Source organism: Pseudomonas sp. S34, assembly GCF_009866745.1.
Lineage (GTDB): Bacteria > Pseudomonadota > Gammaproteobacteria > Pseudomonadales > Pseudomonadaceae > Aquipseudomonas > Aquipseudomonas jessenii.
Genome location: NZ_CP019398.1, coordinates 3,308,632 through 3,331,927, shown reverse-complemented (window position 1 = coordinate 3,331,927; position 23,296 = coordinate 3,308,632). Strand labels below are relative to the sequence as shown.

Here is a 23,296-nt window from a genome sequence, read left to right as displayed (position 1 = left end):
GTTGACGCGGGTGGTAAATAGATAACGCACGGGTCGCGGGCGTTTGTGACAGGGATAGACCTCATCGACCCTGAGCGAATGGTTGACAGTTCGCACGCCGCGCGTTGTTAATCGGCGGGTCTTTGTACGCTGTTGTTCCCTCCAATAATCAGTCTGGAGCTTCAGATGTCTGCGCCACACGATCACGCCTCTACCGCGGTCCCGTCACACCTGTCACTCGAAGCGCTGAGCGCTTTGCTGGAGAAGATTTTTCTGCGTCACGGCACCTCGGCCGAAGTTGCCCGGGTGCTGGCGCAAAACTGCGCCGGTGCCGAGCGCGACGGCGCGCACAGTCACGGGGTATTCCGCATTCCTGGTTATGTTTCGACGCTGCAAAGCGGCTGGGTCAATGGTCAGGCCGTTCCGCTGGTCGAAGATGTGGCTTCAGGGTTTGTGCGGGTCGACGCCAATAACGGTTTTGCGCAGCCGGCCCTGGCGGCGGCACGCGAGTTACTGGTGCAGAAGGCCCGAAGTGCCGGCATCGCGGTGCTGGCGATCCGTAATTCGCACCATTTCGCGGCCTTGTGGCCGGATGTCGAACCCTTCGCTGAAGAGGGCCTTGTGGCATTGAGCGTGGTCAACAGCATGACCTGCGTGGTGCCCCACGGTGCCGACCGGCCGCTGTTCGGCACCAACCCGATTGCCTTCGCTGCACCGCGGGCCGAGGGCGGGCCGATTGTCTTCGACCTAGCCACCAGCGCCATTGCCCATGGCGATGTGCAAATTGCCGCCCGCGAGGGTGAACGCTTGCCGGAAGGGATGGGCGTAGACAGCCTCGGCCAGCCGACCACGGACCCGAAGGCGATTCTCGAGGGCGGCGCGTTGCTGCCTTTCGGCGGGCACAAGGGCTCGGCGTTGTCGATGATGGTCGAGTTGCTCGCGGCGGCACTGACCGGTGGCAATTTTTCCTTCGAGTTCGACTGGAAGAACCACCCTGGCGCCAAGACCCCCTGGACTGGTCAGTTGCTTATCGTGATCGATCCGGACAAGGCGGCGGGGCAAAGCTTTGCCGAGCGCAGCCAGGAACTGGTGCGGCAAATGCACGGTGTCGGCCTGAAGCGTTTGCCGGGTGACCGGCGTCATCATCAACGCGCGAAGTCGCAGGTCAATGGCATTGAGCTGGATGCCAAGACACTGGCGAACTTGCGGGAGCTGGCGGGGGAGTGATCCGTTAGATACGCCGCAACCCCCTGTGGGAGCGGGCTTGCTCGCGAAAGCGGTGTGTCAGCCAATATCCAGGTTGCTGACACACCGCTTTCGCGAGCAAGCCCGCTCCCACAGGGTTCAGTGTTAGCCAGTGCTTAGCGACGACCCAGCAACAACCCCACCACCAGGCCAAACCCGGCGGAAATCGCCACGGTTTGCCATGGATGCCCGCCGATATAGGTTTCAGTGGCCTCGACCGCGGGCCGGGTGCGGTCGCGCACGCTGCTCACCGAATCCCCTGCCTGCCGGAGTTTCAGGGCGATTTGTCCACGAAGGGTCTCTGCTTCTTCCCCGACCATCGAGGCACTGCTTTTCAGCAGTTTTTCCGATTCTTCGATCAGCGTTTGAAGTTCGCTGAAGGCTTGATCCTTGATTTGATCTTCGGCGGCTTGCGCGGCGGTTTTGCGGGCCATTGAAGTACTCCTTGCAGGTAAGTGGACAGTGAACAATGGAGTCTGCCGTCGTCGGAAAAGTTGCAGCTATTTTGCCCGTGGAGGCCATCTTGCTGAAAAACCGGCGCAGGACTTTTCGTCCTACAGTGTAAGATGTCGCCTATTTTACGCAGCAGGAAATTCCCATGAGCTTCAATCTGGCCGACAAACCCCTCGCCGAGCGCGCAGCGCTTGAAGACGAGAAATCCCGTCTGTTCGAACTCTGGCAAAACAACCTGGGCAAGGCCAAGGGTGAGGCTGCGCGGTTGTTCGGCGAACGGGCCAAGCGCAAAGGCAAATGGGCCGAATGGGTGCGCGCCGAACTGGACGGCATGTCGCCGCCGGAATACGCCAACATGGTGCGCAGTGAAGTCAATCGCCTGATGGCGGCCAACAAGTAACAACGCTGTCAGGCGAAACTCGCGACGATTGCCTCGCGCACTTTCAAGAGCACCGGGTCGAGCTGGGTGCTGGTCCGCCAGCCCAGTTCGATCGGGTAGCGCGGCAACGCCAGGGGGCAGGGCAGCAGCGCCAGCCCGCTGAGTGTTGCGATGCTTTGGGCGGCATGGGCCGGAATGGTCGCCACCGCCCGACTGCCTTTTAGCAAGTGCGGCAACGCGGCAAAATGCGTGGTCGAGGCGCACACCCTCCGGCTCAGCCCCAGCGCCGCCAATCCCTCATCGGTAATCCCGATAAAACCGCCGGACGACACCAGAATGTGTTCGCGGGCCACAAACTCCTCGAGACCGATGCTCTGCTGGCCCTCGACCAGGCTCGACGGGTCCACCAGGCACAGATAGCCACCTTCCCCCAGCACTTGACGGCTGAGCAGCCGCTCGGCAAACCCGCCCGCGGCAATCGCCAGGTCGATACTGCGCTCCATCAACGCCTGGGCGACGATCTGGCTGTGGGTCTGGCGGAAAATCAGCCGCAGTTTCGGCGCGCAACGGGCGATCTCTTCGATCAGCCGCCGGCCGTAGGCAATCTCGAAATCATCCGACATGCCGACCGTGACCGAGCGACCTTCGTACTGTTGCGCAGCCGGATCGACCATCGCCAGGCTCTGTCGGCATTTGTTCAGGGCATCGCTGACCACCGGTTTGAGCTGATTGGCCTTGAGCGAGGGGGCCAGGCCGCGTCCGGTGCGCACGAACAGCTGATCGCCATACAGCTCGCGCAAGCGACGCAAGGCCGCGCTGACGGCCGATTGCGTCACGCCCAGGCGCAGCGCGGCACGGCTGGCGCTGGACTCTTCGTGCAGCGCTTCGAAGACTTTGAGCAGGTTGAGGTCGACGTCGGTGATATTCATTTCGTTCATATCATTCAGCAGTGAATCGGTCTTTATTGATGATTGCCTGACGCCGGAGAATGAGCAACACCTGATGCGAATGGAGTTTCCAAGATGCCCAAATCAATTGTCGCGGCCCTGCAGATCGGCGCCTTGCCCGGCGGCAAGGCTGAAACCCTGGAACAGATCCTGTCCTATGAAAACGCAATCATCGAATCCGGCGCCGGGTTGGTGGTGATGCCGGAAGCGCTGCTGGGCGGTTATCCCAAAGGCGAAGGCTTTGGTACGCAATTGGGCTATCGCCTGCCACAAGGGCGCGAAGCCTTTGCCCGCTATTTTGCCAATGCCATCGATGTACCCGGCGCGGAAACCGAGGCGCTGGCGGCGCTCTGCGCTCGCACCGCAGCCAATCTGGTGATCGGAGTGATCGAGCGCGCCGGCAGCACCTTGTACTGCACCGCGCTGTACTTCGATCCGCAGGCCGGGCTGGTGGCCAAACATCGCAAACTGATGCCCACCGGCACCGAGCGGCTGATCTGGGGCAAGGGCGATGGCTCGACCTTGCCGGTGATCGACAGTCAGGTCGGGCGTGTCGGTGCGCTGGTGTGCTGGGAAAACATGATGCCGCTGCTGCGCACGGCGATGTACGCCAAAGGCGTGGAGGTATGGTGCGCGCCGACCGTGGACGAACGGGAGATGTGGCAAGTCAGCATGCGCCACATTGCCCATGAGGGGCGCTGTTTCGTGGTCAGCGCCTGCCAGGTCCAGGCATCGCCCCAGGCCCTGGGCCTGGACATCGCCAACTGGCCGGCGGATCGACCGTTGATTGCCGGTGGCAGTGTGATCGTAGGCCCCATGGGCGACATCCTCGCCGGACCGTTGCTTGAAAGTGCCGGGTTGCTCACAGCGCAAATCGACACCGACGACCTGGTGCGCGCCCGCTACGACTATGACGTGGTCGGCCACTACGCGCGGCCGGATGTGTTCGAACTGACCGTGGACGAACGCGCCAGGCCCGGGGTGCGCTTCACCTCCTGATGCCCAGCGGGCTTTGGCCAAAGCAGTCAGACAACTTGATAGCTTTGACCATTGCCCGGTAACCCGCGCAGAGCGAGTATTTCCCTGTTGATTACGGTTCCCCCCAACCTAATAAAAAACACAGTGGGATTCTGGCAATGCGCGATTACTTGTCTGCTACTTCTCAGTTCAATTATCAGCACACCGTCGATGCCGCGCTCGCGGGCGACTTGACGGCCCTCAACGCCTGTGTCGAATGCTGTGACCGGCATGCCTTGCCGGGTCGCATCGCGCTGTTCTGGGAAGGACGCGATGGCACTGGTGCTTCGTACACCTTCACCGACTTGCAGGACAAGGCCGCGCGTTTCGCCAACTACCTGCTGGCCCAGGGCGTGAAGAAAGGCGACAAGGTCGCCGGCCTGTTGCCCCGCAATATCGAACTGTTGATCACCGTGTTCGCCACCTGGCGCATCGGCGCGGTGTATCAACCGCTGTTTACCGCATTCGGCCCCAAGGCCATCGAGCACCGCCTGGGCTGCTCTGGCGCCAAAGTGGTGGTGACCGATGCAGTGAACCGGCCGAAACTCGCCGAAGTCGCCGATTGCCCGACCATCGTGACCGTGACCGGTGCCAAAGGGCAGGGCCTGGTGCATGGCGATTTCAGTTTCTGGGCCGAACTGGCCAACTATTCCGCCGCCTGTGAACCGGTGCTGCTGACCGGCGAAGATCCGTTCCTGCTGATGTTCACCTCGGGCACCACCGGCCCGTCGAAAGCGCTGTCGGTGCCACTCAAGGCCATCGTAGCGTTCCAGAGCTACACCCGCGATGCGGTGGATCTGCGCCCGGAAGACGCCTTCTGGAACGTCGCCGACCCGGGCTGGGCCTACGGCATTTATTTTGGTGTCACGGGGCCAATGTCCATGGGCCATCCGATCACCTTTTACGATGGCCCGTTCACCCTCGAAAGCACCTGCCGGGTGATCAACAAATACGGGATCACCAACCTCACCGGTTCGCCCACGGCCTACCGCTTGCTGATTGCCGGCGGCGATAAATTCGCCAAGTCGATCAAGGGCAAGCTGCGTATCGTCAGCAGCGCCGGTGAGCCGCTGAACCCGGAAGTGATCCGCTGGTTCGCCGATAACCTCGACGTGGTCATCCACGACCACTACGGCCAGACCGAACTGGGCATGGTGCTGTGCAACCACCACGGTCTGGAACACCCGATTCACATGGGCGCCGCCGGTTTTGCCTCGCCGGGCCACCGTATTGTGGTGCTGGATGACGAGTACAAGGAACTCGGCGTTGGGCAGCCGGGCATCCTGGCTATCGATCGCAGCCAGTCGCCGATGTGCTGGTTCGCCGGCTACGAAGGCGGGCCGACCAAGGCCTTTGTCGGCAACTATTACCTGAGTGGCGACACCGTGGAGTGGAACCCGGACGGCAGCATCAGCTTCGTCGGTCGCAGTGATGACGTGATCACCACCTCCGGCTACCGGGTAGGTCCCTTCGACGTGGAAAGTGCGCTGATCGAACACCCGGCCGTGGTCGAGGCCGCTGTGGTCGGCAAGCCCGATCCGGAGCGCACCGAACTGGTCAAGGCGTTCGTCGTGCTCAGCCCGCAATACCGCGCCGCCTCCGAGTTGGCCGAAGAGCTGCGCCAGCACGTGCGCAAGCGTCTGGCGGCGCACTCGTATCCCCGTGAAATCGAATTTGTCAGCGAATTGCCGAAAACCCCCAGCGGCAAATTGCAGCGCTTTATCTTGCGCAACCAGGAAATCGCCAAGGCTCAAGAGGCTGCGGCGAAGAACCTTCCAGCTTGAATCCAGGGAAATAATGATGCAGATCCAGAACAAGATTTTTATCGTCACCGGTGGCGCTTCCGGCCTCGGTGCCGCCACCGCCGAGGTGCTGGTCGCCGCCGGCGCCAAAGTGATGCTGGTGGACATGAACGCCGAAGCCGTTGCAGCCCAGGCCCAGCGCCTTGGTGCACAAAGCGTGGTGGCGGACATCAGCAACGAAGCAGCGGCCGAAGCTGCCGTGCAGGCGACGGTCAAGGCCTTTGGTGGCCTCAATGGCCTGGTCAATTGCGCCGGCATCGTGCGTGGCGAGAAGATTCTCGGCAAGACAGGTCCGCATGCACTGGCCAGTTTCAGCCAGGTGATCAACGTCAACCTGATCGGCAGCTTCAACATGCTGCGCCTTGCGGCCGCGGCGATTGCCGAGAACGAAGCGGATGCCGATGGCGAGCGCGGCGTGATCATCAACACCGCGTCTGCCGCGGCTTACGACGGCCAGATCGGTCAGGCGGCTTACTCGGCGTCCAAGGGCGCGATTGTCAGCCTGACCTTACCGGCGGCCCGTGAGCTGGCGCGCTTCGGCATCCGTGTCATGACGATCGCCCCCGGCATCTTCGAGACGCCGATGATGGCCGGCATGACCCAGGAAGTCCGCGATTCCCTGGCCGCTGGCGTGCCATTCCCGCCGCGTTTGGGCAAACCGGCCGAGTATGCCGGGCTGGTCAAGCATATTATTGAAAACAGCATGCTCAATGGCGAGGTGATCCGTCTCGACGGTGCCTTGCGTATGGCGGCCAAGTAAGGAGGATTTGTCATGACAATGTCCAACGATCCAATTGTTATCGTCAGCGCCGTCCGCACCCCGATGGGCGGTTTCCAGGGCGAACTGAAAAGCCTGACCGCACCGCAACTCGGTGCGGCCGCCATCAAGGCCGCCGTCGAACGTGCCGGTGTTGCCAGTGATAGCGTCGACGAAGTGCTGTTCGGCTGCGTGCTGCCGGCAGGCCTTGGCCAGGCCCCTGCGCGTCAGGCGGCGCTGGGCGCGGGGCTGGATAAATCGACCCGCTGTACCACCCTGAACAAGATGTGCGGCTCCGGCATGGAAGCGGCGATTCTGGCCCACGACATGCTGGTGGCGGGCAGTGCCGACGTGGTGGTTGCCGGTGGCATGGAAAGCATGTCCAACGCGCCTTACCTGCTGGATCGCGCCCGTGCCGGATACCGCATGGGCCATGGTCGGGTGCAGGACTCGATGTTCCTGGACGGCCTCGAAGATGCCTACGACAAGGGCCGCCTGATGGGCACCTTCGCCGAAGACTGCGCCGAAACCAACGGCTTCAGCCGTGAAGCCCAGGACGCGTTTGCCATTGCCTCGACCACTCGCGCGCAACAGGCGATCAAGGACGGCAGCTTCAAGGCCGAAATCGTGCCGCTGACCGTAACTGTTGGCAAAGAACAGGTGGTGATCAGCAACGACGAGCAGCCGCCAAAAGCCAGGCTGGACAAGATTGCTTCGCTGAAGCCGGCATTCCGCGAAGGCGGTACGGTGACGGCGGCCAACTCCAGTTCGATCTCCGACGGTGCCGCCGCGCTGGTGCTGATGCGCCAGTCCCAGGCACAGAAACAAGGCCTGAAACCCTTGGCGGTGATTCATGGCCACGCTGCGTTCGCCGACACCCCGGGCCTGTTCCCGGTGGCGCCGATTGGTGCAATCAAGAAGTTGATGAAGAAAACCGGCTGGTCGCTCAATGACGTGGATCTGGTGGAAGTCAACGAAGCCTTCGCCGTGGTCGGCATGGCCGCGATGACTCATCTGGAAATCCCTCACGAGAAACTCAACGTGCACGGCGGCGCGTGCGCCCTCGGGCACCCGATCGGTGCGTCCGGCGCGCGGATTTTGGTGACCCTGCTTTCGGTCCTGCGCCAGAAAGGCCTGAAGCGTGGTGTCGCGGCGATTTGTATCGGCGGTGGTGAAGCGACGGCGATGGCCGTGGAATGCCTCTACTGAAACTGACGCTATCCCATGTGGGAGCGGGCTTGCTCGCGAAAGCGGTGTGTCATCCGACGATGATGTCGACTGACACGGCCTCTTCGCGAGCAAGCCCGCTCCCACAGGGTTCTACGTCGTAACCAGATTCAAGGATTCACCATGATCCCCAATGACGACCAACAACAGATCCGCGACATGGCCCGGGACTTTGCCCAGGAACGGCTGAAACCCTTCGCTGCCGAGTGGGACCGCGAGCACCGTTTTCCCAAGGAAGCCATCGGCGAAATGGCCGGGCTGGGCTTCTTCGGCATGCTGGTGCCGGAGCAGTGGGGCGGATGCGACACCGGTTACCTGGCCTATGCCATGGCGCTGGAAGAAATCGCCGCCGGCGATGGCGCCTGCTCGACCATCATGAGCGTGCACAACTCCGTGGGTTGCGTACCGATCCTCAACTACGGCACCGATGAGCAGAAAGAGCGCTTCCTCAAACCATTGGCCAGCGGTGCGATGCTCGGTGCCTTTGCGCTGACCGAGCCCCAGGCTGGTTCCGACGCCAGCGGCCTGAAAACCCGTGCGCGCCTGGAAGGCGATCATTATGTGCTCAACGGCTGCAAGCAGTTCATCACCTCCGGGCAGAATGCCGGGGTGGTGATCGTGTTTGCGGTGACCGATCCGAGTGCCGGCAAACGTGGCATCAGCGCCTTTATAGTGCCGACCGATTCGCCGGGCTACAAAGTCGCGCGGGTCGAAGACAAGCTCGGCCAGCATGCGTCCGACACCTGCCAGATCCTCTTCGAAGACGTGAAGGTGCCGCTGGCCAATCGTTTGGGCGAGGAGGGCGAAGGCTACAGGATTGCCCTGGCCAACCTTGAAGGCGGCCGCGTCGGCATCGCTTCGCAATCGGTGGGCATGGCCCGTGCCGCGTTCGAAGCGGCGCGCGATTACGCCCGTGAGCGCGAGAGCTTCGGCAAGCCGATCATCGAGCACCAGGCCGTGGCCTTCCGCCTGGCGGACATGGCGACCCAGATCGCCGTGGCGCGGCAAATGGTGCACTACGCCGCCGCTCTGCGTGACAGTGGCAAACCGGCCCTGGTCGAAGCGTCGATGGCCAAGTTGTTCGCCTCGGAAATGGCCGAGAAGGTATGCTCTTCGGCGCTGCAAACCCTGGGCGGTTACGGTTACCTCAACGATTTCCCGCTGGAACGGATCTACCGCGACGTGCGGGTCTGCCAGATCTACGAAGGCACCAGCGATATTCAACGCATGGTCATTTCGCGCAATTTATAAGAAGGAGTCCCCTGTGAGCTACGAAACGATTTTGCTGGAAACCCACGGCCGCGTTGGCCTGATCACCCTCAACCGTCCACAAGCGCTGAATGCGTTGAATGCGCAGATCGTCAGCGAACTGAACCAGGCCCTCGATGGCTTCGAAGCCGACTCGAACATCGGCTGCATCGTCCTGACCGGTTCGAAAAAAGCCTTCGCCGCCGGTGCCGACATCAAGGAAATGGCGGAGCTGACCTACCCGCAGATCTACATCGACGACCTGTTCAGCGACAGCGATCGTGTGGCCAACCGCCGCAAGCCGATCATCGCGGCGGTCAACGGTTTCGCCCTGGGCGGCGGCTGTGAGCTGGCGTTGATGTGCGATTTCATTCTGGCCGGCGACAACGCCAGATTCGGCCAGCCGGAAATCAACCTCGGCGTGTTGCCGGGCATGGGTGGCACCCAGCGCCTGACCCGCGCCGTGGGCAAGGCCAAGGCCATGGAAATGTGCCTGAGCGGTCGCTTGATCGATGCCGTGGAAGCGGAACGTTGCGGCATCGTGGCGCGTATCGTGCCGAGCGATGAGCTGTTGGATGAAGCGCTGAAAGTCGCCGCGTTGATCGCTAAAAAGTCGTTGCCGATTGCGATGATGGTCAAGGAAAGCGTCAACCGTGCTTTCGAAGTGAGCCTGGCCGAAGGCGTGCGCTTTGAGCGTCGGGTGTTCCATGCGGCGTTTGCGACGCAGGATCAGAAGGAAGGGATGGCGGCGTTCATTGCCAAGCGTGAGGCTGAGTTCCAAGGCAAGTGATGTAGTCTCCTTTCGGACGCTTTCGCGAGCAAGCCCGCTCCCACATTGGACCTCAGCGTTTATGAGATCCCCTTGTAGGAGCGAGCCTGCTCGCGAAAAACCTGAGGGCACCGGGTTGATTCAGGTACCCCGCGTTATCGTTGGCCACCATCGCGAGCGAGCGCGCTCCTACAGGTACAGGGCATCAAATCAGGTAGTTCTTCAGCTCGCGGGCAATCACCATCCGCTGAATTTCGCTCGACCCTTCGTAGATCTGCGTGATCCGCGCATCCCGGTAGTACTTCTCCACCGGATAGTCTTCCAGATACCCGTATCCGCCATGAATCTGAATCGCGGAGGAGCAGACCTTTTCCGCCATTTCCGACGCAAACAGCTTGGCTTGTGACGCCTCCGACAGACAGGGTTTGCCGGCCGTGCGCAGGCGTGCGGCGTGCAGGATCATCAATCGCGCGGCGTTCAACTGCATGTGCATGTCGGCCAGCAGGTTGGCGATGCTCTGGTGTTCATTGATCGTTTTGCCAAACTGCACACGATCACGGGAATAAGCCAGTGCCGCCTCAAACGCTGCGCGGGCGATGCCCAGTGCCTGGGCGGCGATGCCGATGCGGCCGCCTTCGAGGTTGGACAAGGCGATGGCCAGGCCCTTGCCGCGCTCGCCCAGCAAATTGGCTTCGGGGATGGTGCAGTTGTTCAGGGTCACCGCGCAGGTGTCGGAAGCACGGATGCCCATCTTGTGTTCGGTGCGGTCGACGATAAAACCGGCGGTGTCGGTCGGTACCAGGAACGCCGAGATGCCACGTTTGCCCAGGTCCGGATCGGTCACGGCAAACACAATCGCCAGTTTGGCGCGCTTGCCGTTGCTGACGAATTGTTTGGCGCCATTGATCACCCACTGGCCGTCGCGCAGTTCGGCGCGGGTGCGCAGGTTGTGCGCCTCGGAACCGGCCTGGGGTTCGGTCAGGCAGAAACAGCCGATGACCTGGCCGCTGGCAAGGTCCGCCAGCCAGGTCTGCTTCTGTTCTTCGCTGCCGTAGTTGAGCACCGGCCCGCAGCCCACGGAGTTGTGGATGCTCATGAAGGCGCCGGTAGCACCGTCGCCGGCGGAAATTTCTTCTACCGCCAGTGCATAGGCCACATAGTCGACATAGGTGCCGCCCCATTCCTCTGGGACCACCATGCCCAGCAAGCCCAGTTCGCCCATTTTCGCCACCAGACCGTCATCGATCCAGCCGGCCTTTTCCCAGGCCTGGGCATGGGGCGCGATTTCGCCGCGGGCAAAATCCCGGGCCATGTCGCGGATCATGACTTGCTCTTCACTCAATTCGATATCGTGCATGGCTCAGCTCTCGCTCCGGTCAAACTCGCTGAAGAAGCTCGCCACGTGTTCGGCGTCCAGTGCCTGGAGGGTGGGCGGGTTCCAGCGCGGTGTCTTGTCTTTGTCGATCAGCAAGGCGCGCACGCCTTCGATCAGGTCGCCGCGCTCGAACCACTGACGGTCCAGGTGCAGCTCAAGGGCGAAACATTGTTCAAGGGGCAGCTCGCGTCCGCGACGGAGCATTTCCAGGGTCACGGCCATGGCCAGCGGCGAGCGGGTTTCCAGCAGGTCGGCGGTGGTGACGGCCCACTCATGGCTGTCGGCGACCGTTACCTGGCGTAGTTGCTCCACAATACTCGGCACATCGGGTTGGGCGAAGAAGTGGTCGATGGCCGGGCGCAAAGTCGCCAGTGGCGCATCGGGCAGTTGCTGCACGGCGAATTTCGCCAGCAGGCCTTGCAGGTCCTTGAGCGGCGTGTCGTGCCATTCGAGCTGGTCGAGTTTTTCGTCCAGGACGCCAAGCTTGTCGCTTTCCAGGTACCAGTCGGCCAGGCCGCAATACAGCGCATCGGCGGCGCGAATCTGCACGCCGCTGACGCCGAGGTAAATACCCAGTTCACCGGGGATGCGCGGCAGGAAGTAACTGCCGCCGACGTCCGGGAAATAGCCGATGCCGACTTCCGGCATCGCCAGGCGGCTTTTCTCTGTGACCACGCGCAGGTCTGCGCCTTGCACCAGGCCCATGCCGCCGCCGAGGACAAAACCGTCCATCAGGGCCAGCACCGGTTTGCGGTAGTGGTGGATCGCGAGGTCGAGGGCGTATTCCTCGACAAAGAAATCTTCGTGCAGGGTGTCGCCGCTTTTGAAACTGTCATGCAGCGAGCGAATGTCGCCGCCGGCGCAGAAGGCTTTTTCCCCGGCACCGCGCAAGACCACGGCATGGACTTGCGAATCCTGGGCCCAGGCGTCGAGCTGGCGGTGCAGGTTGCGCACCATGTCCAGGGTGAGGGCATTGAGGCCGGCGGGGCGGTTGAGGGTCAGGTGACCAATGTGGTTGCGAACCTCGGCCAGCACTTCGTTTTGCATGGCATCCATGGACTGAGTCCCGGGAGAAAAAACCTGAGCAGTCATCACTAACTCCCTGCTTTTATTGTTCTTTATCAAGATGCTCGCGCGCGAGCGATGGCGGATCGTATCAGTGCAAATTTGCCTTGTACAACCCGGATAAGTGCAGGTTATCTGTGCATTTTTGCATGACAGTGTCCGGCATTGTTACAGCGTAGACCACGACGTAGTCAGGCAAACGCCGCGAGCAGATCCTCTTCGAATGCCTTTTGTGCATCGCCGGCCACTTGCGCCCGGTGCCGGGCCAGATGAAACGCGACATCGAAACTCATGTCGCCTCGACGCACGGCCCTGAGCAAACCCTTGTTTTCCCAGGCATGGGCGAAGTGGCTGGGCAAATAACCGACATGCTTGCCGGAAAGGATAAAGGCGAGGGTGCCTTCGACTTGTTCCGAGCGCGCCGAACACAGCTTGCCCTGGAAGGGTTCGTCACTGCGCAGGAAACGGTAGGGGTGATCGACCCGGTCGCTGGCCTGCAGATCCTTATCGCAGGGGGCCGGGTTGGTGAACAGCGGATGGCCGGGGGCGCAATACAGATGCTGGGTTTCAATGAACAATTGGCGGTAGTCAAACGCGCTTTGCACTTGCGAGAAATAGCCGATGGCCAGGTCCAGCCGCTGTTGCAGTAGCAAGCGCTCCATTTCGCCGGGCATGGCGCTGATCAGTTCGATGCGCACTGACTCGTCCCGCTCACGGAAGCGCCGGATCGCCTCGGCCACCCGTTGCAGCACCGATTGATCCAGGGCTTCGGACAGACCCAGGCGCACTTCACCGATCAAGCGCCCGGCCACGCCGTTGGATTGATGGCGGAAGGCTTCGATGGACTCGAACAGGGTGCGTGTGGCGCTGAGGAGTTGTTCGCCCTTGGCGGTGACCTTGAATCCGCCCTTGCCGCGGCTGCACAGGCGATAGCCAAGGCGGGTTTCCAGCTTGGCCATTTGCTGGCTGATGCTCGACTGGCTCAAGCCCAGCTCACCCTGGGCGGCACTGAAACCGCCGCACTCCACCACGCTGACAAACAGACGCAACAATTGCAGGTCCAGATCATGGAGTTGGCCGAGCATCAAACATTACTCCGTCATAAAGTCAGGTTAATTAACTTGATATTTCACCAATGTATCCGACGACGCATCCTGCAACCACTTCCTCTGGTCAGGTGTTCGTCATGGCTCCCATGTTCAAGCTGTGTTTACCCGCGCTGTTGCTCGCCGTGGCTGTTTCGGCCCAGGCCGAAGACAAGGTGGTCAATCTGTACAGTTGGGCCGATTACGTGGCCCCCGAAACCCTGCAGCGGTTCGAGCAGGAAACCGGCATCCATGTGCGCTACGACACCTTCGATTCTTCGGAAGTACTGGAGACCAAGCTGCTCACCGGCGGCAGCGGTTATGACGTGGTGGTACCGTCCTCCAGTGTGCTGGCCCGGGGGCTTGCAGCCGGGGCGTTGAATCCGATTCCCCACGAAGGACTCAAGGGTTACGCCAACCTAGATCCGGACTTGCTGGAAAAACTCGCCGCTGTCGATCCCGGCAACCGCTATGGCGTGCCTTATACCTGGGGCACGCTGGGATTGGGCATGAACGTCGAGGCGATCAAGCAGCGCTTGCCGAACGTGCCGCTCAATAGCCTGGACCTGCTGTTCAAACCCGAGTACGCGAGCAAGTTGAAGGACTGCGGCATCGCCATTCTCGACTCGCCCCAGGAGGTGATCGGACTGGCGATGCATTACCTGGGTAAAGATCCCTACAGCACGGACAAGAATGATCTGTCAGCCGCCGAGGCGTTGCTGCATCAGCTACAGCCGAATGTGCTGTACGTCGCCACCGGTCGGCAGATCAGCGACCTGGCCAATGGCAGCGTGTGCCTGGCGTTGACCTACAACGGTGACGCCAGCATGGCCGCCGACCAGGCGCGCAAGGCCAACAAACCCTATGAAATTGCCTACCGGATTCCCAGGGAAGGCACCCTCGTGTGGCAGGACAACCTGGCGATTCCCAAGGACGCGCCGCACCCAGAAGCCGCCCGCGCCTTTATCGAATTCATGTTGCGCCCCGAGTCCGTTGCGGCACTGACCAACACCTTGTTCTTCGCCACAGCGAACCAGGCCGCCACGCCGCTGGTGGATGAAGCGGTGCGCTCCGATCCGGACATCTACCCGCTGGCCGACGTGCGCGAACGGCTGTACGCCGACCGCAGCATGAACCTCAAGGACATGCGCCAGCGCACGCGCTTGTGGACCACTTTCCGTAGCCGCCAATAACTATAAAAGAAGGAGCCTTCAATGGACGTCCCGATGCAGAACGATCAAGCCCTTACCCGTGACAGCCTTTACGGCACGGCCGCTGAAAGTACCTACGCCGGTATCACCAGTTTCATGCGTCGCCGTTACAGTCGTGACTTGCGCGGTGTCGACGTGGCAGTCAGCGGCGTGCCGTTCGACACGGCCACCAGCAACCGCCCCGGCGCACGCTTCGGGCCACGGGGCATTCGCGCCGCCTCGGCCGGGATCGCCTGGGAACGGCATTGGCCGTGGACGTTTGATCCGTTCGATCACCTGGCGGTCATCGACTACGGCGATTGCGATTTCGACTACGGTTCGCCGCAGTCGACGCCCGAAATGATTGAGGCCCACGCCGAGCACATCCTCAATGCTGGCACGGCAATGCTGACTTTTGGCGGCGATCACTTCATTACTTACCCGCTGCTCAAGGCCCATGCCCGCAAGCACGGGGCATTGTCGCTGATCCACTTCGACGCCCACAGCGATACCTGGCCGGACGAAGAGGGCAAGCGCATCGACCATGGCACCATGTTCTGGCACGCGGCCAGGGAAGGGCTGGTGGACCCGTCGCGCTCGGTACAAATCGGCTTGCGCACCACCAACGATGATCATCAGGGCTTTCAGGTGCTCGACGCACGGCAGGTGCACCGCCGTGGCTGCGAGGCGATCGTCGAGGCGATTCGCGCGCGGGTCGGCGACAACCCTGTGTACCTGACCTTCGACATCGACTGCCTCGATCCGGCGTTTGCGCCTGGCACCGGAACACCTGTATGCGGCGGCTTGAGCACGGTGCAGGCGCTGGAGATTCTCGGCGGTTTGCGCGGGATCAACCTGGTGGGCATGGACGTGGTGGAAGTGGCTCCGGCCTATGACAGCGCGGAGATCACCTCACTGGCGGCGGCGACGCTGGCGATGGAGATGCTGTGCCTGTATGCGGCCAGGCATAAGGTCGATAAGTAATACAAAACCCAATGTGAGCTCAGTGTGGGCGAAGCTACAATTTGACGACATTTAGACTTCCCCATCACCAAGCACAAGTGCCTTAACGAAATAGGTTGCGTCCTCGTCAGCGCTCAGGGAGGAGAGGTCGATACCCTGGATAAAGTGGGGTGTTAATCCGCTTTCACGTCCAGGACGCATTCCATGGCACCGCTCTGCAGCGTACGCTGTTTTCTTGAAACGACTTCAAGCGCGCGGTCAACGGGCAGTACGGGAACGCCGGAGCCCAGAAAGATCGGAATGGTGGTGATGAACAGCTGCTGCAATTCCCCGGCGTCGGCAAAACAGGCTGCCGTTTTGCCGCCACCGACCAGCCAGACATTCTTGCCCTTGGCCGCTTGCTTGGCCGCGGCCGCGATGGCCCCGGCATCACCGCGTACGAAGGTGATATCCAGATTGGCGGGGGCTGACCGATTCCGGTTGCTCATGACAAAGGCGGGTACATCCTGGTAGGGCCACTCATCGGGAGCGTTCGACTTGATCCAGTCATAGGTCTGCGACCCCATGACCACCGCTCCGACCGTCTGATAAAAATCATCATAGGCCGTTGCGTCATCCCCCAGCGCAAAGTTCTCCAGCCAATCGAGTTTGTGTTGTTGAGTGGCAATATAACCATCCAGGGTGGCAGCTACGTAATAGACCAGCGTCGACATGTGTTTTCCTTGTAATCATGCAGTTGGGAAATGACCCGTAAATAGAGAGCCCCTCTGGAAAGTGGCGAGAGGCGATGGTGATCATTTATTTCGGGTAGGCGAAGGTAATGCCGTTCCCACGCTGTTTTCAATGAGGGTTCTGAATTCAACCTCGTTGCGCTCCTTGCCACCGGCGATACCGAACAAGGACAGCATGTAAAGATCCATCATTGTGCCCGTGGGATTGGGCTGGGCACTTTCACCCTGGTCAATCACCAGGTCCACTACAACCAGCAGCGCACTGTCCGGCATGCTCTTGAAGAATTCCCCGACGACGATTTCGACGCAGCCAGCTTTTCCAATCTTGTGCATTTGTTCCTGCGCGATTTTTGCCGCGCCGGGTAAATCGAAGAGTATGCCTTAGCTTTCTGGCCACTTGTCCAGCATGTGCAACAGCAAATGCCCTGAACCACCCCCTACATCGACAATGATCTCACCGTCCTGCAGGTTGATGTTCTCCAGTATTTCCGGGATCTCCAGGTCCAGCCCCACCAGGGCAACTGAAGTCGTAATGGCAAAATGATTCATCGTTGTGATATTCGCCCCGGGCACCGGAACACCTGTATGCGGCGGCTTGAGCACGGTGCAGGCGCTGGAGATTCTCGGCGGTTTGCGCGGGATCAACCTGGTGGGCATGGACGTGGTGGAAGTGGCACCGGCCTATGACAGCGCGGAGATCACCTCACTGGCGGCGGCGACGCTGGCGATGGAGATGTTGTGCCTGTATGCGGCAAAACATAAGGTCGATAAGTAAAACGCAATCCCTCTGTGGGAGCGGGCTTGCTCGCGAAAGCGGTGTGTCATTCAATACCAATGTCGACTGACACGACGCCTTCGCGAGCAAGCCCGCTCCCACAGTTTTGATTTGTGTCAGGCCACTGGAACGATTGGCAGGTCGAGGATCTGACCACCGCTGAACCGCGCGAACGAACCGGAAATGGATTCGTGCGGCACGCCTTTGTCCACGTCACTGACGCCGTCCAGTCGTGCCAGTTGTTCGCTGCTCAACTGCACATTCAGCGCGCCCAGGGTGGCATCCAGCTGCTCACGGGTCCGGGAGCCGAGGATCGGAATCAGCGCCGTGGTCGAGCGCCTGGCTTTTTCCCGCAGCCAGGCGATGGCCACGTGGGTCGGGCTGGCGTCCAGTTCTGCGGCGACATCGATCAAGGTGTCGAGCAGGGCGGTTTCGCGGGCGCTTTTTTCGGCGTGGATCAGCACGCCGAGTTTGTTCGCGCGATTGTCGCCCTCACTGTTGCGATATTTGCCAGTCAGGAAGCCGCCACCCAGCGGCGACCACAAGGTCGCGGCCAGGCCCAGGGCTTCGGCCATCGGCAATTGTTCACGCTCGGCGGTGCGTTCGGCGAGGCTGTACTCGACCTGGATCGCGGCAATCGGGGCAAAACCGCGTACCTCGGCCAGCAGGTCGGCGCGGGCGATGCGCCAGGCGGGGAAGTTCGAAAGCCCGGCGTAATGAATCTTGCCGGCACTGACCAGATCGTCGAAGCCGCGCAGGATCTCTTCCATGGGCGTGACGCCGTCGCTCATGTGCGCCCAGAACAGGTCGATATGCTCGGTCTTCAGCCGTTTCAGGCTTTCTTCGACGGCGCGCACCATGTTCTTGCGGCTGTTGCCAGTGTGGGAAATGCCGGCTGCCGGTGTAGTCCCGAGGGTGTATTTGGTGGCGATGACCAGGCGATCCCGTTCTGCGGCGATGAATTCGCTGAGCATGGCCTCGGACTGCCCGCCCTGATAGCCATTGGCGGTATCGATGAAATTGCCACCGGCTTCCAGATAACCATCAAAAATCCGTTTGGCTTCGTCACGCTCGGCGCCATGGCCCCAACCGGTACCGAAATTACCCGCGCCCAGCGCCAGTTCGGAAACACGCAAGCCGGTTTTACGACCGAAAACTTTGTAATGCATGGGATGACTCCAGAGGGATGGCGACAAGGTTTAATAGATTATCTAAAGCATCTAATTAATATGATGCTGGTAATTTAAAGCGTCAAGGTGCTTTTCCTGTCTGCACAAAACTGCCGATCACCGGTCGCGTTATCCATGGGCAATGGCATACTGCCGCCCATGACTATCGATTCCCCCTTAAGCGCCTGGCAGCATGCCATCGAACAAAAGGGCTTCGTCCAGGACGAGGCCCAGGAACATGCGGTGTGGGCGCTGCAAAAATGCCACGAAGCGTTGCACGCAGACCGCGCGCCCATTTCCGGTGTGTACCTGTGGGGGCCGGTGGGGCGGGGCAAGACCTGGTTGATGGACCAGTTCTACCAAAGCCTGCGAGTACCGGCGCGGCGCCAGCACTTTCACCACTTCATGGGCTGGGTGCACCAACGCTCGTTTCAACTGACCGGCACTGCCGATCCGCTCAAGGCGTTGGCCCGTGAATTGGCTGAAGAGGTTCGCGTGCTGTGTTTCGACGAACTGTTCGTCAATGACATCGGCGACGCGATCATTCTCGGGCGCCTGTTCCAGGTGATGTTCGAACAGGGCGTGGTGGTGGTCTGCACGTCCAATCTGCCGCCGGACCAGTTGTACGCCGATGGCTTCAATCGCGACCGTTTCATGCCCGCCATCGCGGCGATCAAGCAGCACATGCAGGTGATTGCGGTGGATGGCGGGGAAGACCATCGCCTGCATCCGGGGGCCGGTTTGCAACGTTATTGGGTGGCCGAGCCCGGTAACCCCTGCGCGCTGGGTGAAGTGTTCCAGTTGTTGAGCGTCGGCCAGTCAGTATCGAGCGAGCCGGTCAAGGTCGGTCACCGTTCCCTTGAGGTGGTCAAGGCCAGCCCGACGGTGCTCTGGACCCGTTACGCCGCGCTGTGCGAGCAACCCTTCGCGGCCATGGATTTCATCGCCCTGTGCGATACCTACGGCGCTATCCTGTTGAGTGACGTGCCCAACCTCAGCGCACAGAAGCGCGCAGGGCGCATTGCCCGCGGCACCGAGGACGGTGTCGAGCGGGTGGAGGCGGGAGATCGCGAGTTGCCGCAGTTGTCGGTGCATGACGATGGTGTGCGACGGTTCATTGCCCTGGTGGACGAGTGCTACGACCGCAAGGTGCCGCTGTACCTTGAAGCGCAAGTGCCAATGGCATCGCTTTACACCGAGGGTTATCTGGAATTTCCGTTCCGCCGCACCCTCAGTCGATTGCAGGAAATGCAACTGCAGCGGTTTGCCGAAGTTTGATCGGGTTTTGATCGGGAGCAGCGAACATGAATCAGCCCCTGTCACACCATTTGCTGACCATGGCCTACCAGAACGCCTGGGCCAATCACCGACTGGCCAAGGCCTGGCGTCAGTTGAGCCCGCAGGAACTGAGCGCATCCCGGGTCAGCTTCTTCCCCTCGATCCGCGCCACCCTCAACCACATCCTCACCTGTGACTGGTTTTATGTGGACGCCCTGGAGCGCGAACTGCGCGGCGACGACCCGCATCCCGATTGCCGGGTGTTTTTCAAGGAGGACGAACCCTGCCTCGTGGCAACGGACCTGGTTGGCGAACAGGCCCACGTCGACCGCCGGCTGATCGCCTACTGCGAGCAGATGCGCGACGCCGACCTGGGCAAAATCGTGACCATCGCCCGCGACACCCCACAACACGACAGTCGCTTGCGCCTGCTGTCCCATTTGTTTGAACACCAGATCCATCACCGCGGCCAGATTCACGCCATGCTCAGCGGCACCTCGGTCCAGCCACCGCAACTCGACGAGTTTTTCTGCGCCGGTGAGTCGCACTTGCGGGCCGAGGATTTTGCCGAACTGGGGTGGACGGAAGCCTTGATCTGGGGCGCTTGAGGCCAAAGATTTTCTCGGTTGCGATTGTCGTTGGCACATTGCTCGCGCTATGGTCTGCCGGCACTTCAGCGTGAGTACATGCTGGGGGCTACTTCATGTGTGATCGAGGATGGAAATGGACTCCGCAGAAATTCTTGTGCTTCAGGCCAGTTACACCAATCCGGTGCACGCCGAGGCTATTTGCCTGGTGCTGAACCACTACGCCGAGGACCCGATGGGGGGCGGCCAGCCGTTGCCGGCCAATGTACTGGAGCAGCTCCCGGGCGAACTTGCCCGGCGCCCCCACGCATTCAGTGTGCTGGCCTTTGTCGGTGGCGAGCCGGCCGGGCTGGTCAATTGCTTCGAGGGGTTCTCGACGTTTGCCTGTCGGCCGCTGGTCAATGTGCATGATGTGTCGGTGGTGAAAAAGTTTCGCGGCCTGGGCTTGAGCCAGAAGATGCTGCAAAAGGTCGAAGACATCGCCCGTCAGCGTGGCTGCTGCAAGCTCACCCTGGAGGTGCTGGAAGGCAATGCCGTGGCCCAGGGTTCCTATGAAAAAGCCGGTTTCGCCGCCGGTATGTTCGACCCGGCCCATGGACGGATGCTGTTCTGGACCAAGAACCTCTGATTCAGCAGGCAAAAAAAGGGCGTCCATCAGGACGCCCGACAGTCTTCTACCTAGAACTGCAATCAGACGTCCATGGATCATTTCGGTCTGTAGGTTTCAGTCATTTGTGCGGTTTGATCGTCCGGAACCCGCAGTTCAATGCTTTGGATGGGGTGGCCCAGGGCTTCTTGCTGGGCCAGTCGCAGGCTTTCGTAGTAATAGCGCATGCGTTCGGCCCCACCTTCGGCAAAAGCACTGGTTGAGCCCAAGGCCATCAGGCCGGCGAGAATCATTGCGGTGTGTTTCATGGTTTGCCTCCCACTACAGATGTCGGATGCCTTTCGTCCATGAATCAATGAAGCAGTGTCGAAATGGCATTATCCGCCGATTCGGTCAATTGGGAATCAACTTCACCAACGACCTGCATGGCTGCAACGGGAGCATGAAAAAGGGGCCGGAACCGGCCCCTGAAAGGATTACTGCTGAACGACAGTCGGTGGCGTTTTGGGCTTCATCAAGCTGAAGTCGATCAGCGCACGCTGCTGACGCTCATACGGGTTGCCGATCATCAATGGCCGGGCCTTGAAGCTGTCACTAACCAGGCTTTTGCTGCGATCGAGTTCGTCGAAGCTCAGGCCCGCCAGGTCGGCCCAGGTGTGAATCAGGTGCGAGCTGCTGTAAGGGCGCGAGAGATCACCCGCGAGGTTCCAGTCATGGGTTGCGCGCCATTTTGGCGATGCCCAGGCCATGAACGGAATGGTGTACATCGGTGCTGTCGGCTTGTTCTCGTTGCGCCCCAAGGTGCTGTGGCCCACGGAATCGAACACGTCTTCGCCATGGTCGGACAGGTACAGCAGGAAGCCGTTCGGATCGGTCCTGGCGTAGTCCTTGATCAGGCTGGACACCACGAAGTCGTTGTACAGCACGGCATTGTCGTAGCTGTTGTACGTCGGCAACTGGTCATCGCGAATGCCGGCAGGCACGCCCTCACGGTCCTGGAACCTGTCGAAGGTCGACGGGTAACGGTACTGGTAGCTCATGTGCGTGCCGAGCAAATGCACGACGATGAGTTTGCGTGGTGCCCCGTCGGCCAGGGCCTTGTTGAAAGGCTCGATCACGTCGCCATCGTACTGGGCGGCGTTCTGGTTGCGGTTGTTGTTCAGATACACCTGTTCATCGGCCTGTTCGGAAAAGGTCGTGAGCATGGTGTTGCGTTTGGTCATGGTCTGCTGGTTGGTGATCCAGAAGGTCTTGTAACCTGCCTGTTTCATCATGCTGACCAGCGATGGCGTCGACAGGTACAGGTCGGGGTTTTCTTCGTCCGCGAAGGTCAGGACCTGCTGCAGCGCCTCAATGGTGTAGGGGCGCGGCGTAATGACGTTGTCGAAAACGTCCAGTTGATCCTTGAGCTTGTCCAGTTCCGGCGTGGTTGCCCGGGGGTAGCCGTACAGGCTCATGCGCTGACGGTTGGTGGACTCACCGATCACCAGCACCAGAGTCGCAGGCGTGTTGGCCATTGCGTCCTTCAGGTTGTGCAGCGGTGGAATCTTGCTGGCGTTATTGAGCATGTCCTGCATGCCGGCCAGGGTTTCCAGGTAGCGGTGATAGGCCACGGCCATTTGCCATGGCACCGCCGGCTCGATGCGGGTTTCGAACTTGTCGAAGCCTTCGGCGAAACTGCCGGTGCGTGAGGTTTGCTTGATCAGCGGATAACCGACTACCGCCACGACAATGGCCACCGCGGCCACGATTGCCTTGCCACGGGGCAGGTACACCGGGCGCAGGCGTGTCCACAGGAACCAGGAAAAAGCGGTGTGTGCCAGGAACGCCGGCACCATCCACCAGGCAAAGTACTGGGTCATGTACTCGCCGGCTTCAGCCACGTTCGACTCAAACATGATGAAGATGACGCTCTGGGAAAACTCCTGCTGATAAATGAAGAAGTAACCCAGGCTCGCCATGGAGCACGCCCACAGTACGACGCCGATCACGGCAGCCATGACGCGGGTTTGCCGGGGGAACAGCAACATCGGCGCCAGCCAGAAGGCGCTCATGACGAAGGCCTGGCGGAATCCGCTAAAGCCGGAGGTGCCAGTCAACTGGATGAGTAGTTGGGTGATGCCGGAAAAGTACCAGAAGAATACAAACAGCCAGACAAATCCGGCCCAATCAAAACCTGCCGCAGTCGTGTTGCTGCGTTTAAACAAAGACATTCAGCGCTCCAGCCGAGAGTTCACTACCACCGCCGGGACTTGGATATCACGGACGACGAACGAGGGCCGCGCGGAATCGGGCGACCTAAACGAGTAATTGTCGTGTAACAATTGTGAAAATTTTGTGAGTTGCCAGGGGCGGCAGGGCGTGAGCCGGTGCGGAAGCAGTGCAGACCGCTCCCGCTTCAAAGAGGGGGGGTCAGGCGAGTGGGGCGTGTTGCACCACAGCCAGGGGCTGCACTTGATTGGTTTGCAGCAGCAGCCGCAATTGTGCCAGTTCCTGCTTCAACTGATCGCGTTCGTCTTTCAACTGGCGCAATTCATCGCGACGGATTGTGACGTAAAGGGTTTGTGCTGGCAGTGCGGTATGTACTGTGCCCATTGCTCACCTCGCAAATGGCGTGTCTCAACTGTAGGTACGCCTCGAAATCCGGG

25 protein-coding genes and 3 pseudogenes are annotated in these 23,296 nt (G+C 60.8%); 14 read left to right on the top strand and 14 right to left on the bottom strand.

The genetic code is table 11. From position 1 onward, the window contains the following. Nucleotides 1-165 precede the first annotated feature (165 nt). Complete coding sequence (locus PspS34_RS14810; RefSeq protein WP_150814030.1) at nt 166-1,206, top strand: Ldh family oxidoreductase; 1,041 nt, start codon at nt 166-168, stop codon at nt 1,204-1,206. A gap of 134 nt (nt 1,207-1,340) precedes the next feature. Here the strand turns inward: PspS34_RS14810 and PspS34_RS14805 are convergent, their stop codons facing one another. Beyond that, nucleotides 1,341-1,658, bottom strand: coding sequence for a DUF883 family protein (locus PspS34_RS14805; protein WP_150814029.1), 318 nt, complete (start codon nt 1,656-1,658; stop codon nt 1,341-1,343). A 164-nt stretch (nt 1,659-1,822) separates the two neighbouring features. Here PspS34_RS14805 and PspS34_RS14800 point away from each other — a divergent pair, with 164 nt between their 5' ends. Further along, nucleotides 1,823-2,077, top strand: coding sequence for a hypothetical protein (locus PspS34_RS14800; protein ID WP_007970091.1), 255 nt, complete (start codon nt 1,823-1,825; stop codon nt 2,075-2,077). 8 nt (nt 2,078-2,085) lie between these two features. On the opposite strand, the gene PspS34_RS14795 is transcribed toward PspS34_RS14800, so the two are convergent. Further along, on the bottom strand, nt 2,086-2,994 hold the full coding sequence (locus PspS34_RS14795; protein WP_154909121.1) for a LysR family transcriptional regulator: 909 nt from the start codon (nt 2,992-2,994) through the stop codon (nt 2,086-2,088). An 84-nt stretch (nt 2,995-3,078) separates the two neighbouring features. Here PspS34_RS14795 and PspS34_RS14790 point away from each other — a divergent pair, with 84 nt between their 5' ends. The 6 genes from PspS34_RS14790 to PspS34_RS14765 all read left to right on the top strand — a co-directional run bounded on the left by PspS34_RS14790 (nt 3,079) and on the right by PspS34_RS14765 (nt 9,844). Then, nucleotides 3,079-4,002, top strand: coding sequence for a carbon-nitrogen hydrolase family protein (locus PspS34_RS14790; protein ID WP_159390039.1), 924 nt, complete (start codon nt 3,079-3,081; stop codon nt 4,000-4,002). A gap of 137 nt (nt 4,003-4,139) precedes the next feature. Continuing rightward, the gene (locus PspS34_RS14785; RefSeq protein WP_159390038.1) at nt 4,140-5,804 is read left to right on the top strand and encodes an AMP-binding protein; all 1,665 of its coding nucleotides are present in this window, start codon (nt 4,140-4,142) and stop codon (nt 5,802-5,804) included. A gap of 16 nt (nt 5,805-5,820) precedes the next feature. Then, nucleotides 5,821-6,582, top strand: a complete 762-nt coding sequence (locus PspS34_RS14780) for an SDR family NAD(P)-dependent oxidoreductase (RefSeq protein ID WP_159390037.1) — start codon at nt 5,821-5,823, stop codon at nt 6,580-6,582. A 12-nt stretch (nt 6,583-6,594) separates the two neighbouring features. Then, nucleotides 6,595-7,788 carry an acetyl-CoA C-acyltransferase gene (locus PspS34_RS14775; RefSeq protein ID WP_159390036.1) on the top strand — a complete coding sequence of 398 codons (1,194 nt, stop codon included), beginning with the start codon at nt 6,595-6,597 and terminating at the stop codon, nt 7,786-7,788. A 141-nt stretch (nt 7,789-7,929) separates the two neighbouring features. Continuing rightward, on the top strand, nt 7,930-9,057 hold the full coding sequence (locus tag PspS34_RS14770) for an acyl-CoA dehydrogenase (RefSeq protein ID WP_090455386.1): 1,128 nt from the start codon (nt 7,930-7,932) through the stop codon (nt 9,055-9,057). A 13-nt stretch (nt 9,058-9,070) separates the two neighbouring features. After that, the gene (locus PspS34_RS14765; RefSeq protein ID WP_057714717.1) at nt 9,071-9,844 is read left to right on the top strand and encodes an enoyl-CoA hydratase; all 774 of its coding nucleotides are present in this window, start codon (nt 9,071-9,073) and stop codon (nt 9,842-9,844) included. A 73-nt stretch (nt 9,845-9,917) separates the two neighbouring features. Here the strand turns inward: PspS34_RS14765 and PspS34_RS28595 are convergent. The 4 genes and pseudogenes from PspS34_RS28595 to PspS34_RS14750 all read right to left on the bottom strand — a co-directional run. Continuing rightward, nucleotides 9,918-9,995, bottom strand: a pseudogene (locus tag PspS34_RS28595) (outer membrane lipoprotein carrier protein LolA); the annotation flags it as partial. Nucleotides 9,996-10,028: 33 nt separating this feature from the next. Continuing rightward, entirely contained in the window at nt 10,029-11,180 is a 1,152-nt protein-coding gene (locus tag PspS34_RS14760; RefSeq protein WP_090455384.1) for an acyl-CoA dehydrogenase family protein, read from the bottom strand. 3 nt (nt 11,181-11,183) lie between these two features. Continuing rightward, entirely contained in the window at nt 11,184-12,290 is a 1,107-nt protein-coding gene (locus tag PspS34_RS14755; RefSeq protein ID WP_159390035.1) for an enoyl-CoA hydratase/isomerase family protein, read from the bottom strand. Nucleotides 12,291-12,454: 164 nt separating this feature from the next. Continuing rightward, entirely contained in the window at nt 12,455-13,348 is an 894-nt protein-coding gene (locus PspS34_RS14750; protein ID WP_159390034.1) for a LysR family transcriptional regulator, read from the bottom strand. 101 nt (nt 13,349-13,449) lie between these two features. On the opposite strand from PspS34_RS14750, the gene PspS34_RS14745 reads away from it, so the two are divergent. Both PspS34_RS14745 and speB read left to right on the top strand, forming a co-directional pair. After that, nucleotides 13,450-14,541, top strand: a complete 1,092-nt coding sequence (locus PspS34_RS14745) for a polyamine ABC transporter substrate-binding protein (protein WP_159390033.1) — start codon at nt 13,450-13,452, stop codon at nt 14,539-14,541. Between the two features lie 21 nt (nt 14,542-14,562). Continuing rightward, complete coding sequence (gene speB, locus PspS34_RS14740) at nt 14,563-15,522, top strand: agmatinase (RefSeq protein ID WP_154859875.1); 960 nt, start codon at nt 14,563-14,565, stop codon at nt 15,520-15,522. A gap of 152 nt (nt 15,523-15,674) precedes the next feature. Here speB and PspS34_RS14735 read toward each other — a convergent pair whose 3' ends face one another. The 3 genes from PspS34_RS14735 to PspS34_RS14725 all read right to left on the bottom strand — a co-directional run bounded on the left by PspS34_RS14735 (nt 15,675) and on the right by PspS34_RS14725 (nt 16,781). Beyond that, nucleotides 15,675-16,214 (bottom strand): dihydrofolate reductase family protein, encoded by a 540-nt coding sequence (locus PspS34_RS14735; protein ID WP_159390032.1) that lies wholly within the window; start codon nt 16,212-16,214, stop codon nt 15,675-15,677. Between the two features lie 81 nt (nt 16,215-16,295). Continuing rightward, nucleotides 16,296-16,565, bottom strand: a complete 270-nt coding sequence (locus PspS34_RS14730; RefSeq protein ID WP_154946480.1) for a hypothetical protein — start codon at nt 16,563-16,565, stop codon at nt 16,296-16,298. Nucleotides 16,566-16,613: 48 nt separating this feature from the next. Then, nucleotides 16,614-16,781 (bottom strand): hypothetical protein, encoded by a 168-nt coding sequence (locus PspS34_RS14725; protein ID WP_159390031.1) that lies wholly within the window; start codon nt 16,779-16,781, stop codon nt 16,614-16,616. 10 nt (nt 16,782-16,791) lie between these two features. On the opposite strand from PspS34_RS14725, the pseudogene PspS34_RS14720 reads away from it, so the two are divergent. Beyond that, nucleotides 16,792-17,007 (top strand): annotated as a pseudogene (locus PspS34_RS14720) (arginase family protein); the annotation flags it as partial. Between the two features lie 12 nt (nt 17,008-17,019). On the opposite strand, the pseudogene PspS34_RS28590 reads toward PspS34_RS14720, so the two are convergent. Continuing rightward, nucleotides 17,020-17,127 (bottom strand): annotated as a pseudogene (locus PspS34_RS28590) (metal ABC transporter ATP-binding protein); the annotation flags it as partial. Beyond that, on the bottom strand, nt 17,124-18,176 hold the full coding sequence (locus tag PspS34_RS14715) for an aldo/keto reductase (RefSeq protein WP_159390030.1): 1,053 nt from the start codon (nt 18,174-18,176) through the stop codon (nt 17,124-17,126). The gene PspS34_RS14715 and the pseudogene PspS34_RS28590, both read right to left, overlap by 4 nt. 159 nt (nt 18,177-18,335) lie before the next feature. On the opposite strand from PspS34_RS14715, the gene zapE reads away from it, so the two are divergent. The 3 genes from zapE (at nt 18,336) to PspS34_RS14700 (ending at nt 20,669) form a co-directional block, all read left to right on the top strand. Then, complete coding sequence (zapE, locus tag PspS34_RS14710) at nt 18,336-19,454, top strand: cell division protein ZapE (RefSeq protein ID WP_102670460.1); 1,119 nt, start codon at nt 18,336-18,338, stop codon at nt 19,452-19,454. 26 nt (nt 19,455-19,480) lie between these two features. Further along, nucleotides 19,481-20,062: a DinB family protein gene (locus tag PspS34_RS14705; RefSeq protein WP_154909112.1), complete on the top strand. Its 582-nt coding sequence runs from the start codon at nt 19,481-19,483 to the stop codon at nt 20,060-20,062. Between the two features lie 115 nt (nt 20,063-20,177). Next, nucleotides 20,178-20,669, top strand: coding sequence for a GNAT family N-acetyltransferase (locus tag PspS34_RS14700; RefSeq protein ID WP_150814019.1), 492 nt, complete (start codon nt 20,178-20,180; stop codon nt 20,667-20,669). A 77-nt stretch (nt 20,670-20,746) separates the two neighbouring features. On the opposite strand, the gene PspS34_RS14695 is transcribed toward PspS34_RS14700, so the two are convergent. The 3 genes from PspS34_RS14695 to PspS34_RS14685 all read right to left on the bottom strand — a co-directional run bounded on the left by PspS34_RS14695 (nt 20,747) and on the right by PspS34_RS14685 (nt 23,243). After that, a complete protein-coding gene (locus PspS34_RS14695; protein ID WP_159390029.1) occupies nt 20,747-20,956 on the bottom strand; it encodes a hypothetical protein in 210 nt (69 codons plus the stop codon). A 168-nt stretch (nt 20,957-21,124) separates the two neighbouring features. Then, nucleotides 21,125-22,861, bottom strand: coding sequence for a phosphoethanolamine transferase CptA (locus PspS34_RS14690; protein WP_154946478.1), 1,737 nt, complete (start codon nt 22,859-22,861; stop codon nt 21,125-21,127). A gap of 199 nt (nt 22,862-23,060) precedes the next feature. Further along, complete coding sequence (locus PspS34_RS14685) at nt 23,061-23,243, bottom strand: DUF6026 family protein (protein WP_090455368.1); 183 nt, start codon at nt 23,241-23,243, stop codon at nt 23,061-23,063. Nucleotides 23,244-23,296: the final 53 nt, after the last annotated feature.

Excerpts from the sequence above, each read along its gene's own strand:
- PspS34_RS14715 (WP_159390030.1), bottom strand. The coding sequence starts at position 18,176 with ATGCATTACAAAGTTTTCGGTCGTAAAACCGGCTTGCGTGTTTCCGAA.
- zapE (WP_102670460.1), top strand. The coding sequence starts at position 18,336 with ATGACTATCGATTCCCCCTTAAGCGCCTGGCAGCATGCCATCGAACAA.
- PspS34_RS14775 (WP_159390036.1), top strand. The coding sequence starts at position 6,595 with ATGACAATGTCCAACGATCCAATTGTTATCGTCAGCGCCGTCCGCACC.
- PspS34_RS14770 (WP_090455386.1), top strand. The coding sequence starts at position 7,930 with ATGATCCCCAATGACGACCAACAACAGATCCGCGACATGGCCCGGGAC.
- PspS34_RS14805 (WP_150814029.1), bottom strand. The coding sequence starts at position 1,658 with ATGGCCCGCAAAACCGCCGCGCAAGCCGCCGAAGATCAAATCAAGGAT.
- PspS34_RS14810 (WP_150814030.1), top strand. The coding sequence starts at position 166 with ATGTCTGCGCCACACGATCACGCCTCTACCGCGGTCCCGTCACACCTG.
- PspS34_RS14795 (WP_154909121.1), bottom strand. The coding sequence starts at position 2,994 with ATGAACGAAATGAATATCACCGACGTCGACCTCAACCTGCTCAAAGTC.
- PspS34_RS14735 (WP_159390032.1), bottom strand. The coding sequence starts at position 16,214 with ATGTCGACGCTGGTCTATTACGTAGCTGCCACCCTGGATGGTTATATT.
- PspS34_RS14800 (WP_007970091.1), top strand. The coding sequence starts at position 1,823 with ATGAGCTTCAATCTGGCCGACAAACCCCTCGCCGAGCGCGCAGCGCTT.
- PspS34_RS14725 (WP_159390031.1), bottom strand. The coding sequence starts at position 16,781 with ATGAATCATTTTGCCATTACGACTTCAGTTGCCCTGGTGGGGCTGGAC.
- speB (WP_154859875.1), top strand. The coding sequence starts at position 14,563 with ATGGACGTCCCGATGCAGAACGATCAAGCCCTTACCCGTGACAGCCTT.
- PspS34_RS14790 (WP_159390039.1), top strand. The coding sequence starts at position 3,079 with ATGCCCAAATCAATTGTCGCGGCCCTGCAGATCGGCGCCTTGCCCGGC.
- PspS34_RS14755 (WP_159390035.1), bottom strand. The coding sequence starts at position 12,290 with ATGACTGCTCAGGTTTTTTCTCCCGGGACTCAGTCCATGGATGCCATG.
- PspS34_RS14750 (WP_159390034.1), bottom strand. The coding sequence starts at position 13,348 with ATGCTCGGCCAACTCCATGATCTGGACCTGCAATTGTTGCGTCTGTTT.
- PspS34_RS14695 (WP_159390029.1), bottom strand. The coding sequence starts at position 20,956 with ATGAAACACACCGCAATGATTCTCGCCGGCCTGATGGCCTTGGGCTCA.
- PspS34_RS14745 (WP_159390033.1), top strand. The coding sequence starts at position 13,450 with ATGGCTCCCATGTTCAAGCTGTGTTTACCCGCGCTGTTGCTCGCCGTG.
- PspS34_RS14705 (WP_154909112.1), top strand. The coding sequence starts at position 19,481 with ATGAATCAGCCCCTGTCACACCATTTGCTGACCATGGCCTACCAGAAC.
- PspS34_RS14780 (WP_159390037.1), top strand. The coding sequence starts at position 5,821 with ATGCAGATCCAGAACAAGATTTTTATCGTCACCGGTGGCGCTTCCGGC.
- PspS34_RS14730 (WP_154946480.1), bottom strand. The coding sequence starts at position 16,565 with ATGCACAAGATTGGAAAAGCTGGCTGCGTCGAAATCGTCGTCGGGGAA.
- PspS34_RS14785 (WP_159390038.1), top strand. The coding sequence starts at position 4,140 with ATGCGCGATTACTTGTCTGCTACTTCTCAGTTCAATTATCAGCACACC.
- PspS34_RS14690 (WP_154946478.1), bottom strand. The coding sequence starts at position 22,861 with ATGTCTTTGTTTAAACGCAGCAACACGACTGCGGCAGGTTTTGATTGG.
- PspS34_RS14685 (WP_090455368.1), bottom strand. The coding sequence starts at position 23,243 with ATGGGCACAGTACATACCGCACTGCCAGCACAAACCCTTTACGTCACA.
- PspS34_RS14760 (WP_090455384.1), bottom strand. The coding sequence starts at position 11,180 with ATGCACGATATCGAATTGAGTGAAGAGCAAGTCATGATCCGCGACATG.
- PspS34_RS14700 (WP_150814019.1), top strand. The coding sequence starts at position 20,178 with ATGGACTCCGCAGAAATTCTTGTGCTTCAGGCCAGTTACACCAATCCG.